This window comes from Streptomyces sp. SudanB5_2050 (assembly GCF_964272335.1).
Taxonomy (GTDB): Bacteria; Actinomycetota; Actinomycetes; order Streptomycetales; family Streptomycetaceae; genus Streptomyces; species Streptomyces rochei.
In genome coordinates, this window is sequence record NZ_OZ186760.1 from 5330879 (window position 1) to 5347163 (window position 16285).

At 72.2% G+C, this 16285-nt stretch carries 16 protein-coding genes and 1 pseudogene; 7 read left to right on the plus strand and 10 right to left on the minus strand.

All coding sequences use genetic code 11. The annotated features are described in order from the left end of the window. The first annotated feature begins 55 nt into the window (after positions 1–55). Positions 56–670, plus strand: a complete 615-nt coding sequence (locus ACFZP7_RS23920; RefSeq protein WP_030970576.1) for a hypothetical protein — start codon at positions 56–58, stop codon at positions 668–670. Between the two features lie 37 nt (positions 671–707). On the opposite strand, the gene ACFZP7_RS23925 is transcribed toward ACFZP7_RS23920, so the two are convergent. The 3 genes from ACFZP7_RS23925 to ACFZP7_RS23935 are packed head-to-tail and all read right to left on the minus strand — an operon-like array spanning position 708 to position 2843. After that, on the minus strand, positions 708–1280 hold the full coding sequence (locus ACFZP7_RS23925; protein ID WP_385635616.1) for a cob(I)yrinic acid a,c-diamide adenosyltransferase: 573 nt from the start codon (positions 1278–1280) through the stop codon (positions 708–710). Positions 1281–1293: 13 nt separating this feature from the next. Next, entirely contained in the window at positions 1294–2043 is a 750-nt protein-coding gene (locus tag ACFZP7_RS23930) for an ABC transporter permease (RefSeq protein ID WP_019326845.1), read from the minus strand. Positions 2044–2060: 17 nt separating this feature from the next. Continuing rightward, the gene (locus ACFZP7_RS23935; RefSeq protein ID WP_385635619.1) at positions 2061–2843 is read right to left on the minus strand and encodes an ABC transporter ATP-binding protein; all 783 of its coding nucleotides are present in this window, start codon (positions 2841–2843) and stop codon (positions 2061–2063) included. Between the two features lie 81 nt (positions 2844–2924). Between ACFZP7_RS23935 and ACFZP7_RS23940 the strand changes: the two genes are divergently transcribed. From ACFZP7_RS23940 to ACFZP7_RS23955, 4 genes and pseudogenes are all read left to right on the plus strand, one after another. Next, entirely contained in the window at positions 2925–3566 is a 642-nt protein-coding gene (locus ACFZP7_RS23940; RefSeq protein ID WP_385635621.1) for a TetR/AcrR family transcriptional regulator, read from the plus strand. Positions 3567–3702: 136 nt separating this feature from the next. Next, positions 3703–4551: a 3-hydroxyacyl-CoA dehydrogenase family protein gene (locus ACFZP7_RS23945; protein WP_019326842.1), complete on the plus strand. Its 849-nt coding sequence runs from the start codon at positions 3703–3705 to the stop codon at positions 4549–4551. 185 nt (positions 4552–4736) lie between these two features. After that, on the plus strand, positions 4737–5060 hold the full coding sequence (locus ACFZP7_RS23950; RefSeq protein ID WP_003973611.1) for an STAS domain-containing protein: 324 nt from the start codon (positions 4737–4739) through the stop codon (positions 5058–5060). 276 nt (positions 5061–5336) lie between these two features. Continuing rightward, a pseudogene (locus ACFZP7_RS23955) lies at positions 5337–7996 on the plus strand (ATP-binding protein). Positions 7997–8067: 71 nt separating this feature from the next. On the opposite strand, the gene nucS reads toward ACFZP7_RS23955, so the two are convergent. Beyond that, the gene (gene nucS, locus ACFZP7_RS23960; protein WP_019326840.1) at positions 8068–8739 is read right to left on the minus strand and encodes an endonuclease NucS; all 672 of its coding nucleotides are present in this window, start codon (positions 8737–8739) and stop codon (positions 8068–8070) included. 280 nt (positions 8740–9019) lie between these two features. Between nucS and ACFZP7_RS23965 the strand changes: the two genes are divergently transcribed. Then, complete coding sequence (locus ACFZP7_RS23965) at positions 9020–9412, plus strand: SCO5389 family protein (RefSeq protein ID WP_019326839.1); 393 nt, start codon at positions 9020–9022, stop codon at positions 9410–9412. A gap of 75 nt (positions 9413–9487) precedes the next feature. Here ACFZP7_RS23965 and ACFZP7_RS23970 read toward each other — a convergent pair whose 3' ends face one another. Beyond that, positions 9488–10516 (minus strand): LLM class flavin-dependent oxidoreductase, encoded by a 1029-nt coding sequence (locus ACFZP7_RS23970; RefSeq protein WP_030970585.1) that lies wholly within the window; start codon positions 10514–10516, stop codon positions 9488–9490. Between the two features lie 253 nt (positions 10517–10769). On the opposite strand from ACFZP7_RS23970, the gene ACFZP7_RS23975 reads away from it, so the two are divergent. After that, the gene (locus ACFZP7_RS23975; protein ID WP_019326837.1) at positions 10770–11102 is read left to right on the plus strand and encodes a hypothetical protein; all 333 of its coding nucleotides are present in this window, start codon (positions 10770–10772) and stop codon (positions 11100–11102) included. A 7-nt stretch (positions 11103–11109) separates the two neighbouring features. Here ACFZP7_RS23975 and ACFZP7_RS23980 read toward each other — a convergent pair whose 3' ends face one another. The 5 genes from ACFZP7_RS23980 to ACFZP7_RS24000 form a co-directional block, all read right to left on the minus strand. After that, positions 11110–11979, minus strand: a complete 870-nt coding sequence (locus ACFZP7_RS23980) for an ABC transporter permease subunit (RefSeq protein ID WP_029393652.1) — start codon at positions 11977–11979, stop codon at positions 11110–11112. Then, positions 11976–13289, minus strand: a complete 1314-nt coding sequence (locus tag ACFZP7_RS23985) for an ABC transporter ATP-binding protein (RefSeq protein WP_385635624.1) — start codon at positions 13287–13289, stop codon at positions 11976–11978. The genes ACFZP7_RS23980 and ACFZP7_RS23985 overlap by 4 nt, the downstream gene beginning before the upstream one ends. Before the next feature lie 133 nt (positions 13290–13422). After that, on the minus strand, positions 13423–14199 hold the full coding sequence (locus ACFZP7_RS23990; RefSeq protein WP_019326834.1) for an ABC transporter permease: 777 nt from the start codon (positions 14197–14199) through the stop codon (positions 13423–13425). Further along, positions 14196–15173, minus strand: a complete 978-nt coding sequence (locus tag ACFZP7_RS23995) for an ABC transporter ATP-binding protein (RefSeq protein WP_030970588.1) — start codon at positions 15171–15173, stop codon at positions 14196–14198. The genes ACFZP7_RS23990 and ACFZP7_RS23995 overlap by 4 nt, the downstream gene beginning before the upstream one ends. Positions 15174–15268: 95 nt before the next feature. Beyond that, positions 15269–16201: a cellulose-binding protein gene (locus ACFZP7_RS24000; protein WP_019326832.1), complete on the minus strand. Its 933-nt coding sequence runs from the start codon at positions 16199–16201 to the stop codon at positions 15269–15271. Between the last annotated feature and the right edge of the window lie 84 nt (positions 16202–16285).

The following is a 16285-nucleotide window of genomic DNA, read 5'->3' on the forward strand; positions in this document are numbered from 1 at the left end:
ACGAACCCGGCGGCCCGCGACGGCAGCCTGGAAGGGTGAACGAAGGGAGTACGTCGTGGTCGTCGCGTTGATCATCGCCTGCGAGGTCGGCTTCTGGGTCCTGCTGGCCCTCGGACTCGCCGCCCGCTACCTGTTGAAGTGGCGCCGCACCAGCGTCTTCCTGCTGCTGTGCGAGCCGGTGCTGGAACTGGTGCTGTTCGCCGTGACGGCATGGGACCTGAAGAACGGCGCCGAACCGGGCTGGGAGCACGGACTGGCCGCGCTGTACATCGGCTACACGGTCGCCTACGGCCACTACACGATCCGCTGGCTGGACGGCCACGCCGCACACCGCCTCGGCGGCGGCCCGCCCCCGGTCAAGCCCCCGCGCTACGGCATGGCACGGGCCCGGCACGAGGGCCGGCTGTGGCTGCGCACCCTGCTGGCCGCGGCCGTGGCCTGCGCGCTGCTCCAGGGCGCGGTCTGGTACGTCGGCGACGAGGGCGACGTCTCGTCGCTGCGCGCCTTCCAGTGGGCGGCGCTGCGGGCCCTCGGCATCCACGGTCTGGTGGCGCTCGCCTACCTGATCTGGCCGAAGAAGGACCCGGCGGGCGGCTCGGCGGCCCGGCCCGTCGACCGCGCCCCCGAAGAGGCGCGCGGAACCGCGCGGCCGGCCACGACGAAGCGGTAGACGGCCGACGGCCGTCACGCCCCTGCCCGCGGAGCGCTCAGCGCTCGCCGCCCGGCACCCACAGCACGTCCCCGACCTCCTTGTTGGCCACCCGGGCCAGGATGAAGAGGAGGTCGGAGAGGCGGTTGAGGTAGGTCGCGGTGAGCGGGTTCATCGTCTCGCCGTGGACCTCCAGGGCCGCCCACGTCGAGCGCTCGGCCCGCCGGACCACCGTGCACGCCTGGTGCAGCAGGGCCGCGCCGGGCGTGCCGCCGGGCAGGATGAAGGAGCGCAGCTTCTCCACCTCGGCCAGGAAGCGGTCGCAGTCCGCCTCCAGCTTGTCCACGTAGAACTGCTCCACCCGCAGCGGCGGGAACTCCGGGTTCTCCACCACCGGCGTCGACAGGTCCGCGCCCACGTCGAACAGGTCGTTCTGGACGCGGACGAGGACCTTGACGACCTCCTCGCGCAGGTCGCCGAGGGCGATCGCGGTGCCGATCACCGCGTTCGCCTCGTTGGCGTCGGCGTACGCGGAGATCCTGAGGTCGGTCTTGGGGACCCGGCTCATGTCGCCGAGGGCGGTGGTGCCCCGGTCGCCGGTCCGGGTGTAGATGCGCGTCAGGTTGACCATGGGGCCAGCGTAGTTACGCTCCGGCGGTACGGAAGACGCGTGTGCCCACCGTCACGGCCAGTGCGGTGAAGGCGACGGCGACCAGGGAGCCGTAGAGCATGTGCGCCGTCGCGTAGGACCCGACGTAGGCGTCCCGGACCGCGTCGACCAGATAGCGGAACGGCATCAGGTGCGAGAGCACGTCCAGCCAGACGGGGCCCAGCGTCATCGGCAGCATCAGGCCGGACAGCAGCATCGACGGCATGGTGAGCGCGTTGACCGTCGGCCCGAACTCCTGCGGGGTGCGGACCTTCATCGCCAGCGCGTACGACAGCGACGCCAGCGAGACGGTGAGCAGGGCGACGAACGCGAAGCCGATCAGCACGCCGGGCAGCGGCGCGCGCAGGCCCATCACCAGCGCCGCCAGCACCAGCAGCACCGCCTGGAAGGCGAAGACCGTCGCGTCCCGCAGCACCCGCCCCAGCAGCAGCGCCAGGCGGCTGACGGGCGTGACCCGCATCCGCTCGATCACCCCCTGGCCGTTCTCGATGATGATCGAGAAGCCGGCGAAGGAGGCGCCGAAGAGGCCGAGTTGGAGCAGCAGACCGGGGACCAGGACCTGCCAGGAGCTGCCCTGCCCGCCCAGCGGCAGGCCGGTGAGCAGCGGCCCGAAGAAGAGCAGGTACAGCAGCGGCATCAGCACGCCGAAGAGCAGGGCGAAGCGCGAGCGCAGGGACTGGCGCAGATAGCGGCCGTAGACGAGGCCGGTGTCGTGGAGCAGCATCGGTGTTCCCGGGGGTGCTAGACGGCTACGGGGGAGGTGTCGACGGGAGCGGCGCCGCGGCCGGTGACGGCCAAGAAGGTCTCCTGGAGGGAGGCGTCGAGCGAGCCGCCGTACTCCAGCTTCAGCGCGCTCGGGGTGCCCTCGGCCGCCACCACGCCCCGGTCCACCACCACCAGGCGGTCGGAGAGGGCGTCGGCCTCGTCGAGGTAGTGGGTGGTCAGGAAGACGGTGGTGCCGTGCTCGTCGCGCAGCCGGCGCACCAGCTCCCACAGGCCGGCGCGGCTGCCGGGGTCGAGGCCGGTCGTCGGCTCGTCCAGGAAGAGCACCTTCGGGCGGTGGGTGAGGGCCATCGCGATGTCCAGCCGCCGCCGCTGCCCGCCCGAGAGCGCGCCGCACCTGCGGTCGAGCAGTCCGGTCAGGTCCAGGTCGCGGGCCAGCTCGTCGGCGCGCTCGGCGGCCCGCGCCCGGGACAGCCGGTACAGACGGCCCTGGGTGACCAGCTCCTCCCGCACCGTGATCTGGGTGTCCACCCCGCCCGACTGGGCCACGTACCCGCACGCGGCGCGCACGCCCGCCGGGTCGGTCGCCAGGTCGTGGCCGGCGACGGTGGCCGCGCCGCCGGTGGGGGCGAGCAGGGTCGTGAGCATCCGGAGGGTGGTGGTCTTCCCGGCGCCGTTGGGTCCCAGGAAGCCCAGGATCTCGCCCTCGCGGACGGTCAGGTCGATGCCGCGCACGGCCTCCACCGGGCCGTGCTTCGTCGCGAAGGTACGGGCCAGGCCGGCCGTACTGATGATTGCCATGCGGTCCAGAAAAACAGAGTCACTGAAATTTTGCAACGACCCCAAGTTTTCATCGGCACCAGCGAAGCTAGGATGGCGGGCATGGCCGAGGGACTCAGGGAACGGAAGAAGCGGCAGACGCGGCAGTACATCTCGGACGTCGCCACGGGTCTGTTCCTGGAGCGCGGTTTCGAGGCCGTGACGGTGGCGGAGGTCGCGGACGCCGCGAACGTCTCCGTCAACACCGTCTACAACTACTTCCCGGCCAAGGAGGACCTGTTCCTCGACCGCTCCAAGGGCGTCGTCGACCGGCTCTCGCGCTGGGTGCGCGGGCGGCGCGACGGGGAGTCGGCGGCCCGGGCGGTCCTGCGCGAGCTGCGCGAGGAGGTCGAATCCGTCTCGCCCCGCCTCGGCCTGATGGACGGCTACGCGCGGTTCATGAAGGTCATCCAGGACTCACCCGCCCTGCGCTCGCGGATGTGGGCGATCGGCCAGGAGGTGCTCCTGAACCTGGAGCACACCCTGCGCGAGGAGACCGGAGGCGCGGCGGACGACATGACGCCCGCCCTGATGGCGGGTCAGATCAACTGGCTGCACGGCACGGTCGTCGCGGCCATCGGAGAGCGCATGCTCGCCGGCGGAAAGCCCTCGGAGGTCTCCCGCGACGTCCTCCTGCTGCTGGACGAGATGGAGGAGCTGTTGAGCGAGAGGGTGCTCAACTACGCCGTACGGGGCTCGGTCTGACACCCGAATGGCACACCCCGGTGTGATGTCCGTCATCTGAGACGTGACGCGCGTTACTAACCGGTCACACAGCGCCTCACGCCCGCTAATCTCCGGCCGAGAGACGAGAATCAGCGCGCATCAGGGGAGTCGCACAGTGGCACGGAAGCTCGCCGTCATCGGAGCCGGTCTCATGGGGTCCGGCATCGCCCAGGTCTCCGCCCAGGCGGGCTGGGACGTCGTCCTGCGCGATGTCACCGACGAGGCCCTGCGGCGCGGCACCGACGGCATCAAGGCGTCATACGACAAGTTCGTCGCCAAGGGCAAGCTCGCCGCCGACGACGCCGAGGCCGCCCTCGCGCGCATCACCGCCACCACCGACCTGGACGCCGCCGCCGACGCGGACGTCGTCGTCGAGGCCGTCTTCGAGAAGCTGGAAGTCAAGCACGAGATCTTCCGCGCGCTCGACAAGCTGGTGAAGGACGAGGCGATCCTCGCCTCCAACACCTCCGCCATCCCGATCACCAAGATCGCGGCCGTGACCGAGCGCCCCGAGCGGGTCGTCGGCACCCACTTCTTCTCGCCGGTCCCGATGATGCAGCTGTGCGAGCTGGTGCGCGGCTACAAGACCAGCGACGAAACGCTCGCCACCGCCCGGGAGTTCGCCGAGTCCACCGGCAAGACCTGCATCGTCGTCAACCGCGACGTCGCCGGCTTCGTCACCACCCGGCTCATCTCCGCCCTCGTCGTCGAGGCCGCCAAGCTCTACGAGTCGGGCGTCGCCACCGCCGAGGACATCGACCTCGCCTGCAAGCTGGGCTTCGGGCACGCCATGGGGCCGCTGGCCACCGCCGACCTGACGGGCGTCGACATCCTGCTGCACGCCACCGGCAACATCTACACCGAGTCCCAGGACGAGAAGTTCGCCCCGCCGGAGCTGATGCGCCGGATGGTGGACGCCGGTGACATCGGCCGCAAGAGCGGGCAGGGCTTCTACAAGCACTGAGGTCGCACGGGCCCCGGGAAACATCACACGGCGGGGTGAATTCGGTATCGGTTCGCTTACAGGCGGCAACCTCCGATCGTTTCGGCCAGTCAGAGGTTGCAACACCTGATATCGCCGAAGGACCACCACGCCGAGCCGCACCGCACAGACGACGAAGACGAAGAGACCCACGCCGGGGAGCGCATATGCACATCAGGGGCGACCACGTCGAGCTGGTCGTCGGGGGCCGCCTCGACGTCCGCAGCGCGGCGGACGCCCGTACGGTCCTGCACTCGGCCGTCGACGACGGAGTCGGCGACCTGGTGCTGGACCTGTCCGAACTGGACTCCTGGGACGCCACCGGACTCGGCGTGATCATGGGAGCCCACCGGCGGGCCGGCCGCTGCGGCCGACGGCTGGTGCTGCGCGGCGTGCCGCCGCAGATGCAGCGTCTGCTGGTGGCCACCCGGCTGCACCGGATCCTGGCCATCGAGGGCGGGATCGGCGTGGAGACCCTGCCCCGGGTGTGACGCCGCGGGCGCCCGTGGCCCCGCGGACGGCGGAGACCGGGACACCGCCCGGTGAAACGCCCGACGCACGCAATCCTCACGAGACCGTGACGTCTCGGACGGGTCGGCACCCCGGACTGTCGGAGATACTGAGCGAAGGTTTAGGGTCTGGCTGCCCGCCCCTTTCGCAACCCACCGGCGGGCCCGGACCAGAAGCGACAGCGCGGTGTGCGGCAAGGCCGGGAGGGTGGTCCCGACCGTGGACCGGCACACGACGCTTTTGGGGGGCTTGAACCTATGGACCCGAACAACCGGGGACCCGAGGAGCACGGCCACGACGGCGACACGCCGCGCCCGCGCCCGCCCAGGGACCCCCTCACGACCGACTTCGGACAGCACGCGCCCGCGCTCGCCCGCACGGTGCAGCTCGTCTCCGGCGACCTCCTGCTCACCGTCAACCCGGTCGACGGCAGCGAGATCGAACTCTGCCCGCCCGCCGAGCGCCCCGCCCGGCCCGAGAAGCTCACCGCGGCCGAACGCGCCGAGGTGAGCCGCGCCGCGCGACCGCCCGTCCCGCCGGGGCCGACCCGCACCGTGCTCGGACTGCTGGCCCGCGACGACGAACGCGAACGGCTGGTGCGGCTGCTCGCCCGAGGCCGCTCCGTCCGTCTCACCGGCCCCGCCGGCTCGGGCCGCAGCAGCCTCCTCGACGTCGTCGCCGAGGACTGCGCGGGCCTGGCCCCCGACGGCGTCGTCCGCCTCAACGGCTTCCACCGCACCGCCGACGACCTCCTCCACGACCTCTTCTACGCCGTCCACCGCGCGCCCCTGCACCGACCGGACCGCACGGAACTGCTCGACCGGCTCCGGGAGGTCGGCGCCGTCGTCGTCCTGGACGACGTCGAGTTCGGCGGCGGCGCCCTCGACGAACTGCTGGACGCCACCCCCGAGTGCGCCTGGCTCATCGGCGCCACCCCCGACGTGCCCGCGCCCTCCGCCGACTCGGCCGTCGAGGAGGTCTTCCTCACCGGCCTGGACCGCTCGGACGGCGTGGAGCTGCTGGAGCGCGCCGCCGGCCGCACCCTGACCGAGGACGAGGCGAACTGGGCGGGCGACCTCTGGTTCGAGTCCGAGGGCCTGCCCCTGCGCTTCGTCCAGGCCGGTGCCCTGCTGCGCCGGCGCGACCGGCAGCGGGCCGGTGCCGACGCCGTCGACGAGTTCGGCGTCTTCGCCGACGCCCGCCCCGCCGACGACACCCACCACGACACCGCCGACGGCGACGACGTGCCCCTGCCGTCCCTCGGCGAGGCCGCGGCGCCCGCCCCGCTGCTCGCCTCCCGCCTCAGCGCCTCGGCCCGCGCCACCCTGGAGTTCGCCGTCGCGCTCGGCGGCGAGGTGCCGCACCAGGCGCACCTGCCCGCCCTGGTCGGTGACACCCACGCGGACGCCGCCCTCGGTGAACTGGCCGACTGCGGTCTGGTCTCACCCGTCGGCGCCCGCTACCGGCTCGCCGCCGGCGTGCTCACCCAGCTGGAGAGCGCCGGGTACGCCGACGGCGCGGCCGAGCGCGTCCTGGCCGCCGCCCAGCACTACGCCTGGTGGGCCGGGCACCCCTCGGTCACGCCCGAGCGGGTCTGCGCCGAGGCCGACGCGGTCCTGGCGCCCTCGCGCCGCTGGTGCCGACGACCACCCCGCCCGCGGAGGGCGAGGAGAGCGCCGCGGTCCAGCTGGCCCGCACCGCGGCGCCCGCGTTCGCCGCCGGGCTGCACTGGAGCGCCTGGGAGCGGGCGCTGCGCGCCGGCACCGAGGCGTCCCGGCTCGCCGGCGACGTGGCCGAGCAGGCCTACTTCCACCACGAACTCGGCATCCTCGCGCTGTGCGAGGACCGGCTCGACCGCGCCCGCGCCGAACTGGAGGCGTCCATCGGGCTCCGCGGCGCGCTGTCCGACAAGCGCGGCGCCGTCGCCGGCCGCCGTGCCCTGGCCCTGGTCGCCGACCGGACCGGGGACACCCCCGGCCTCGGCGCCGGGGTGTTCGGCGCGCAGGGAGCCGCCGCCGGAGCCGGAGCCGTCGGCGTGGGCCTCGGCCTCGGACCGACCGCGGGGGAGGAGGTGCCCGACGCCCGCAACGAGGAGTCGGTGTCGCCGTCCGCGGGCGTTCCCGCGCCCTTCCCGCCGCTCCAGCCGCCTCCGCAGTCCCCGACCCTGGTCACCAGCCGGGAACCCGAGACGAAGCGGTCCCGGACGGTCGGCGGCGGCATCAAGGGCTTCGCCCGCCGCAACCTGGTGGCCGCCGGAGCGGGCGCGCTGCTCGTCGCCGTGCTCGGCACGGTGGTGACCCTCGGCGCCACCTCCGAGAACGACGCGGGCGATCCCTCCGACCAGGTCGGCGTCAACCCGTCGGCCAGCCAGGGCATCGACGACGGCGGCCTCGGCGCGGACCGGCCGGCGGACGACGGTGCGGGCCCCGGCCCGTCCGGCCGGCCCACCGACCCGGGCCCGGACGGCACGGTCGGCACGTCCGACGACCCGACGCCGACGGAGTCGGCCCGGCCGTCCGACGGTGCGAGCACGTCGGGCGAGCCCGACGACCCGGACTCCCCGGACCCGGGCGACTCCGGCGAGCCGGGCGAGGCGACCTCGTCGTCCAGGCCGCCGTCGTCCAGCGACCCGGACCCGGACCCGACCTCGCCGAAGCCCACCGACACCGAGCCGGACCCGGAGCCCACCACGCCGACCGGTGAGCCCAGCAGCCCGGGCACGCCGACCGGGACGGACACCCCTCCGCCCTCGACCCCGGAGACGTCCAACAGCGCCAGTGGGCCGGTCACCTCGCCCACCACCGCCGGCTCCCCCGCCGACACCCCCACCACCGCCTCGCGGAGCAGCACCGCGGGCACCGGCGGGGGCACGGGGACACCGGGCGGTACGGGCTCGGCGGAGACCCGGATCATCTGAGAGCGCGCGTGAGGGCCGGGTCCGCTCCACGGACCCGGCCCTCACACACGTCACGGGAGGCTGACGCCCCCTCAGAACAGCCGCAGCTTGTCGTCCTCGATGCCCCGCAGCGCGTCGTAGTCCAGCACCTGGCAGCCGATCCCGCGGTCCGTGGCGAGCACCCGGGCCTGCGGCTTGATCTCCTGCGCGGCGAAGACGCCGCGCACCGGGGCGAGATGGGGATCGCGGTTCAGCAGCTCCAGGTACCGGGTGAGCTGCTCCACGCCGTCGATCTCGCCGCGCCGCTTGATCTCCACCGCGACGGTCCGGCCCTCCGCGTCGCGGCACAGGATGTCGACGGGGCCGATGGCCGTCATGTACTCGCGGCGGATGAGGGTGTAGCCCTCGCCCAGCGTCTCGATGCGGTCGGCGAGCAGTTCCTGGAGGTGCGCTTCCACGCCGTCCTTGATCAGGCCCGGGTCGACGCCCAGTTCGTGCGAGGAGTCGTGGAGGATCTCCTCCATCGTGATGATGAGCTTCTCGCCCGCCTTGTTGACGACGGTCCAGACGCCCTCCTCCTCGCCCGTGCCCTCCTTGAGGGTGCATGGAGGCGACATCCAGTTGAGGGGCTTGTAGGCCCGGTCGTCGGCATGGATCGAGACGCTGCCGTCCGCCTTGACCAGGATCAGGCGGGGAGCCGAGGGCAGGTGGGCGGTGAGCCGCCCGGCGTAGTCGACCGAGCAGCGGGCAATGACGAGACGCATGGTCGGCAACGCTACTCGACGCGCCCGGCCCGACGCGATTCGCCGGTGCCGGGACGGTACCGCGGGCCGTCCCAGTTCTCCCTTTGGCCCCGTCTTGCGCACTGGCCGATAGTGCGCGTACCGGTTGTTGCCCATCTGGGCATTCTCCTGGTGCGTCCTCGATCGGTTGCTTACGGTATTGAACGGGAGGTCGCGAGGTGTGTACTCAGCGTGTTCAAAATCGCGCACTCCCTTAACTGTCCGGCAACCCCTGACCATCGGGGGTGCGAGAGGAGAACCCATGTCGCTCGACGTCTCACCGGCCCTACTCGAACAGGCCGAGCGAGGCGAGGTCGACGAAGCAGCCTTCGTCGACTGCGTCCGGACTTCCCTGCCTTACGCATGGGAGATGGTCAGCTCCCTGGTGGCACAGCTGAAGGTCGACGGCGGTGCGTTCGCCGACAACCAGACGCCCCCGCCGGACGAGCAGGCGCGCGGCCAGTTGCTGCGTGCGCTGGCGAGTGACGCCATACGCGGTGCGCTTCAGCGGCACTTCGGAGTGCGGCTGGCCTTCCAGAACTGCCACCGGGTGGCGGTGTTCCCGTTGGACTCCTCCGTCGACGAGACGCTGACCCGTTTCACCTCGGTACGCAGCCAGGTGCTGAACCAGTCGCCCGAGTTCCGCGACTGCTGACGAGACCGTCCGCTTGCCGCTCCGTGCGCGGGAGGTGCAGTGCGCACCGGAGCGGCATGCGCGCCGCCGGTGTGCTCACCGGAGTTGGGGGAGCACCTCGGCGCCCAGCCGCCGTACGTTCTCCTCGGTCGCCGCGAGGTCTCCGGACCCCTCGACGAGCAGGGCGAAGCGGCTGATGCCGGTGCGCTCGCCGGTCGCCGCGAGCCGGTCGGCGCACAGGCGGGGCGTGCCCACCGGGTGCAGCCCGCAGAGCAGTTCGGTGTAGGCGTGCGGGTCGCGCATCCGCCGGGCGCGGCCGTCCACGGTGACGTGGGCGCCCAGGCCCTGACGGAGCCAGCCGGGCATGGCCTTGAGCAGAGTCTCGGCCGCGTCCGTGCGCCGGTCGGCGATCTGGCAGACGCCGGCCGAGACGTGGGCCGCGCCGTGGATCTCCGCCGACGGCCGCCCGGCGGCGCGGGCGTGCCGCCGCCACAGGGCGACCATCTCCGCCTTCTCCTCGTCCCCGACGTGCATCCCGAGCAGCATCGGCAGTCCCCGCTCGGCCGCCGTGCGCACGCTCGACGGGGACGTGCAGGCGACGACGACCTCCGGGCCGGGCTCCTCGGACAGGGACTCCGAGGGCCGTGGGACGACGGGCACCTCACGGAAGCGGAAGCGGTCGCCCGAGGCGCCGACGGCCGGTTCGCGCAGCCAGCGCACCAGCAGATCGAGTGACTCGGGGAACTGCTCCTCGTACGCCTCGAGGCCCGCGCCGAACACCTCCAGGTCGACCCACGGGCCGCCGCGGCCCACGCCCAGCGAGAAGCGGCCGCCGCTCGTGACGTGCAGCAGCGCGGCCTGCTCGCCGAGCGCCACGGGGTGGGCGGTGGGCAGCACGCTGACCGCGGTGCCGACCCGGATGCGCCGGGTGCGGCCCAGCAGCAGCGCGGCCAGGGTCACCGCCGACGGGCACGTGCCGTACGGGACGAAGTGGTGCTCGGCCAGCCAGACCGTGTCGAGCCCCGCCTCCTCGGCGACCTCCGCCGAGCGGACCGCGCGGTGCAGCGCCTCCCCGTGACCCTGGCCCGGGAACTGGGCGCCCAACACGAAACTTCCAACGCGCATTGCTCTTCCTGCTTCCTCGGCTCCGACACGGAGCTCCCCCACAGGGCATAACCGTCTGACACGTGCCGAGGACACGGCCGGGCGGGGTAATTTGCGGATTGTCTGCAGAATCGGCCGTCGGCGAGGGGCCGACCGCCCTTGCGGGGGTCCGTGCGGGGCGAGTTGTGGGGGTTGGTGCCGTACGCGTACCCCGCCCCGTCCCGCGTAGGCTGGATGCCGCCCGTACTCCCTGTATAGCTCCGTGAGGTGTCCTGTGTCCCCGCGTCGCAACCGACCCAAGGGAGCCGGTTCGCCCGGCCGCAGCGCCGAGGACGACGGCTCGGGGCGCTACGGCGGCTGGCAGTCCTCGGAGAGCTGGCAGGGCGAGGACTGGAGCGTACGGCACGTGGCGGGCGCCAGCGCGCAGGGGAAGTCGTACCGCTGCCCGGGCTGCGACCAGCTCATCCCGGACGGCGTCCCGCACGTGGTGGCCTGGCCGGCGCACTCGGGCGTCGACGAGCGGCGGCACTGGCACAAGTCCTGCTGGAACGCGAAGGACCGCCGCACCACGCGGGTGCAGCGGTCCCGTAACGCGCCGAGGTTCTGAACGCCGGCTACACGTCCCGCTTCTCCAGCAGGGCGAAGGCGCCGGCGAACGCGACCGCCGTCACGCCGAGCATGATCCACAGCGGGTCCCAGCCGGACGGGCCGGAATCGCTGAGCGAGTTGGCGTAGAAGATGCTCATCTGGTTCGGGATGGAGTACTCGAACAGCGCCTGCTGCACGTCCTTCAGCGACTCCGAGAACATGAACAGCGCGATCACCAGCGGGGCGAGCAGGGCGCCGATCATGATGGTGATGGCACCCGCCGAGTGACGGATGATCGAGCCGACGGCCAGCGAGAGCATGCCGAGCAGCGCCACGTAGAGCGAGACGCCGACGGTGCCCTTCAGCCACTCGCTCCCGGTGGGCTCGCCCGCCCCGTTGCCCTCCAGCATCGTCACGTGCATCAGGCCGACGAGCGTGGCGGACACCAGCGTCACCACGAACGCGACCAGGAAGAACACGATCGCCTTGGCCGCGAGGACCCGGCCGCGGGTGGGGCACGCGGTCATCGTGGTGCGCACCATGCCGGTGCCGTACTCGGAGGCCGTGGTCAGCACGCCGAGGGTGATCAGGCAGATGCTGCCGAGCAGCAGACCGAAGAAGCCGAGGGCGAGCGGGCTCTCGCCGTCCACGTCGGTGTCCGAACTGGCCACCACCGCGCCGGTGAGCAGGCCCAGGCCGAGGACCAGCAGGACGAACACGCCCAGCGTCCACATCGTCGAGCGCACCGACTTGATCTTCGTCCACTCGGAGGCGACCGCGTGCCCGAGGTGCGTGCGCACCACCGGGATCGGCGACGTGTACGTGGGGTACGGCGAACCGGGCGCCGCCTGCCAGTCGGGTGCGGCCTGCGGCATCGGGGGCTGGGGCGTGCTCATCGGGCGTCCTCGGACTTGGTCGGGTCGGTGACGGGCGCGGAGGCGGGGGCGGCGGGCGCCGCCGGTGCCTGCGCGGGCGCCTGCGCGGCCTGCGGAGCCTGGGGGGCCGGCTGGGCCTGGGGGGCCGGCTGTGCCTGCGGGGCCTGCGGCGCGGGGGCCGGCTGGGCCGCGTACGGATTGGCGGGCTGTCCGCCCGGCATCGCGCCGGGGGCGGCCGGGGCGCCGTACGGCCCCGCCGGAGCCTGTCCCGGCGCGCCCTGCGGCGCCGCGAAGGGCAGGCCGCCCTGCTGGGGCGGCGGCGGGGCGTACCAGCCGGGCTGGCCCTGGCCCGGCACCGGCATCGGCGGCTGCGCGCCGGGCGGCAGCGGCTGCTGGAGCCCCGCCTTCTGGTCGTCGGTCGACCGGTAGTCGACGGCGCCCTGCGTCATCCGCATGTACGCCTCCTCCAGCGACGCCTGGTGCGGCGACAGCTCCCACAGCCGTACGTCGCCGTCGTGGGCGATGTCGCTGATCCGGGGGAGCGGCAGCCCGGTCACCCGCAGCGCGCCGTCCTGCTCGGACATGACGTGCCCGCCCGCCTCGGTCAGCGCGGCGGTCAGCTTCTCGCGCAGCTGCGGTTCGGTGTCCGGCGTGCGCACGCGGGCGAAGTCGGCGGAGTTGGCCGAGATGAAGTCCGTCACGCTCATGTCGGCCATCAGCTGGCCGCGCCCGATGACGATCAGGTGGTCGGCGGTCAGCGCCATCTCGCTCATCAGGTGCGAGGAGACGAAGACCGTACGGCCCTCCGCCGCGAGCGCCTTCATCAGGTTGCGGACCCAGTGGATGCCCTCGGGGTCGAGCCCGTTGACCGGCTCGTCGAAGAGCAGCACCTGGGGGTCGCCGAGCAGGGCGGCGGCGATGCCGAGCCGCTGGCCCATGCCGAGCGAGAAGCCCTTGGAGCGCCGCTTGGCCACGTCCTGGAGGCCCACCACGCCGAGCACCTCGTCCACCCGCCGGGCCGGGATGCCCGACAGCTGGGCCAGGCTCAGCAGGTGGTTGCGGGCGGACCGGCCGCCGTGCACCGCCTTGGCGTCGAGCAGCGCGCCCACCTGGCGGGGGGCGTTCGGCAGCTTGCGGTACGGGTGGCCGCCGATGGTGACGTGTCCGGCCGTGGGGTTGTCCAGGCCGAGGATCATGCGCATCGTCGTCGACTTCCCCGAGCCGTTCGGCCCGAGGAAGCCGGTGACGGCGCCTGGCCGCACCTGGAAGGACAGATTGTGCACGGCGGTCTTGTCGCCGTAGCGCTTGGTCAGGCCGACAGCCTCGATCATGCTCCGCACCCATCGGAAGGTTCAGGACAGCAGGGCGCACGCCCCCGTAAGGGTTAGGAGGATATCGAGGCGCTGTCGGTTCCGTTCAAGCCCGGGCAAAATCCGACGCCCCCTGAAACCTCGCCGGACCGGACTAGGCGTCCCGCTTCTTCAGCACCGCGTACCCGCCCACGAGGGCCGCGATCACCCACAATGCCATGATCCCGAGCCCGCCCCACGGTCCGTAGGGCACGTCGTCGTCGAGCGGCGCGACCACCTGCATGATCTTGCTGCCGGCCTGGTCGGGCAGGAACCGGCCGACCTTCTCGGTGGCCGGGACGTTGCCCAGGATGTTGGAGATCAGGAAGAAGAACGGCATCAGGATGCCCAGCGACAGCATCGGTGAGCGCAGCATCGCGGCGACGCCCATGGAGAACATCGCGATCAGCGTCATGTAGAGCCCGCCGCCGAAGACCGCGCGCAGCACACCCGGGTCGCCGATCGACGCCTTCAGGTCACCGAGCATGGCCTGCCCGAGGAAGAAGGTGGCGAAGCTGGTGATCATGCTGACCACCAGGGCCAGCGCGGTGGCCACCGCGATCTTGCTGAACAGGAAGGTGCCGCGCTTCGGCACGGCGGCCAGCGAGGTGCGGATCATGCCGGTGCTGTACTCGTTCGCCACCACCAGCACACCGAACACGATCATCGCCAGCTGGCCGAGGCTGGTCCCGGCGAAGCTGATGAAGGTCGGGTCGAAGGTGAGCTGGTCCTCCCGGCCCATGTTGTCGAACTCGCTCTTCGACAGTGCCGAGATCAGCATGCCGAGGGCGATGGTGACGACCACGGCGAGGCCCAGCGTCCACACCGTGGACGCGACCGAACGGATCTTGGTCCACTCGGACCGGACGACCTGTGTCGCCGCCATGCTCATCCCTTCCTCCACTCGCTGCCCCACTGCTGCTGTTGTTGCTGTTGCCCCGGCGGCACCGGACCGGCCGGCTGTCCGTCGTGCGCGTGGTACTCCACCGACTCCGCCGTCAGCTGCATGAACGCCTCCTCCAGCGAGGCCCGCTGCGGGCTCAGCTCGTACAGCACGATCTGGTGGCGCGCCGCCAGCTCGCCGACCGCCTCCGCCTTGTCGCCGTCCACCTCCAGCACCTCGCCGGCCTCGACGGCCGTGACGCCCTCGCCGTGCAGCACGTCGAGCAGGCGCTCGCGCTGCGGGGTGCGGATGCGGACGTAGCTGCGGGAGTTCTCCGCGATGAAGTCGGCCATCGAGGTGTCCGCCAGCAGCCTGCCCTGGCCGATGACGACCAGATGGTCCGCCGTCAGCGCCATCTCGCTCATCAGGTGGGAGGAGACGAAGACCGTACGGCCCTGGGAGGCCAGCGTCTTCATCAGGTTGCGGATCCAGTGGATGCCCTCGGGGTCGAGCCCGTTGACCGGCTCGTCGAACATCAGGATGCGCGGGTCGCCCAGCAGCGCCGCGGCGATGCCCAGGCGCTGGCCCATGCCGAGCGAGAAGCCCTTCGTCTTCTTCTTGGCCACCGCCGTGAGCCCGACCGTGTCCAGGACCTCGCGCACCCGCCTGGTCGGGATGCCGTTGCTCTGGGCGAGGCACAGCAGGTGGTTGTAGGCGCTGCGTCCGCCGTGCCAGGCCTTGGCCTCCAGCAGCGCGCCGATGTACGTCAGCGGGTCCTTCAGCTGGTCGTAGTGCTTGCCGTCGATCCGGACGTCCCCGGCCGTCGGCCGGTCGAGACCCAGCACCATCCGCATGGTGGTCGACTTGCCCGCACCGTTGGGGCCGAGGAAGCCCGTGATGATGCCCGGTCTGACGGTGAAGGAGAGATTGTTGACCGCCACCTTCTCGCCGTACCGCTTGGTCAGCCCCTCGAGCTCGATCATGCGCCCACGCTAGAACGGGACGAAGCCCTCTGCCACCCCGGTGACAGAAGGCTTCGTCCTTGTTCCGTACGTGTTCGGCCGGCGTACGCCCCGCGTCAGCGGGACTGCTGGGCCGGCACCCCGCGGGAGACCGGCTCGTCGTCGGCCGGCGAACCGGCGGCCACCGCGGCGCCCGTGAGGGAGGCCAGCATCTCGCGCACGTTGGTCAGCTGCGCGTTGATGGAGTCGCGACGGTTGGTCAGGGCGGCCAGCTCGCGCTCCGATTCCGAACGGATCCGGTCGGCCTTGGCGTTGGCGTCGGCCACGATGTCCTCGGCCTGGCGCTGCGCCGTCTCGACGGTCTGGCGGGCGCGGCGCTCGGCGTCCGTGCGCAGCTTCTCCGCCTCCAGGCGCAGCTGCTCCGCGCGGTGCTCGATCTCCGCGAGCCGCTTCTCGGCCTTGGCCTGACGGGAGGCCAGGTCACGCTCGGACTGCTCGCGGCGCTTGGCGAGGTTGGTCTCGAAGTCGGCGGCGGCCTGGGCGGCCTTGGCGCGGGTCTCCTCGAAGAGGGCGTCGGCCTCGTCGCGCTTGGACTGCGCGTCCTTCTGCGCCTCGGAGCGCAGCTGCGCGGCGTCACCCTTGGCCTTCTCGACGATGCGGACGCCCTCGTCCTCGGCCTTGGCCTTGCGCTCCGCGGCGTACGACTCCGCGTCGTTGCGCACCTGCTGGGCCGCGGACTCGGCCAGCTCGCGGTGCTGCTCGGCCGCGCGCCGGGCCTCCTCGCGCAGGTCCTTCGCCTCTTCCTCGGCGAGCCGCAGGATCTTCTCGACCCGGGCGCCGAGACCGGCGTACGACGGCTCGGCGTCGTTCACCTGGGCCTGGGCGTTCTGGGTCTCGAGGTGGAGCTCCTCGATGCGCTTTTCCAGAGCGGTGATGCGGGCGAGAGCGCTGTCACGGTCGGAGACGAGCTTGGAGATACGTTCGTCCACCTGAGCGCGGTCGTACCCACGCCGCACAAGCTCGAAGCCGTAGGGGGAAGTGTCGCTCATGGGGTTCCTGTCGAAAGAGACCGGGTGAGGTGATAGAGGGAATCCTAGGCGCCGATGCGGTGTGTCATCGAGCGGATGCACGTT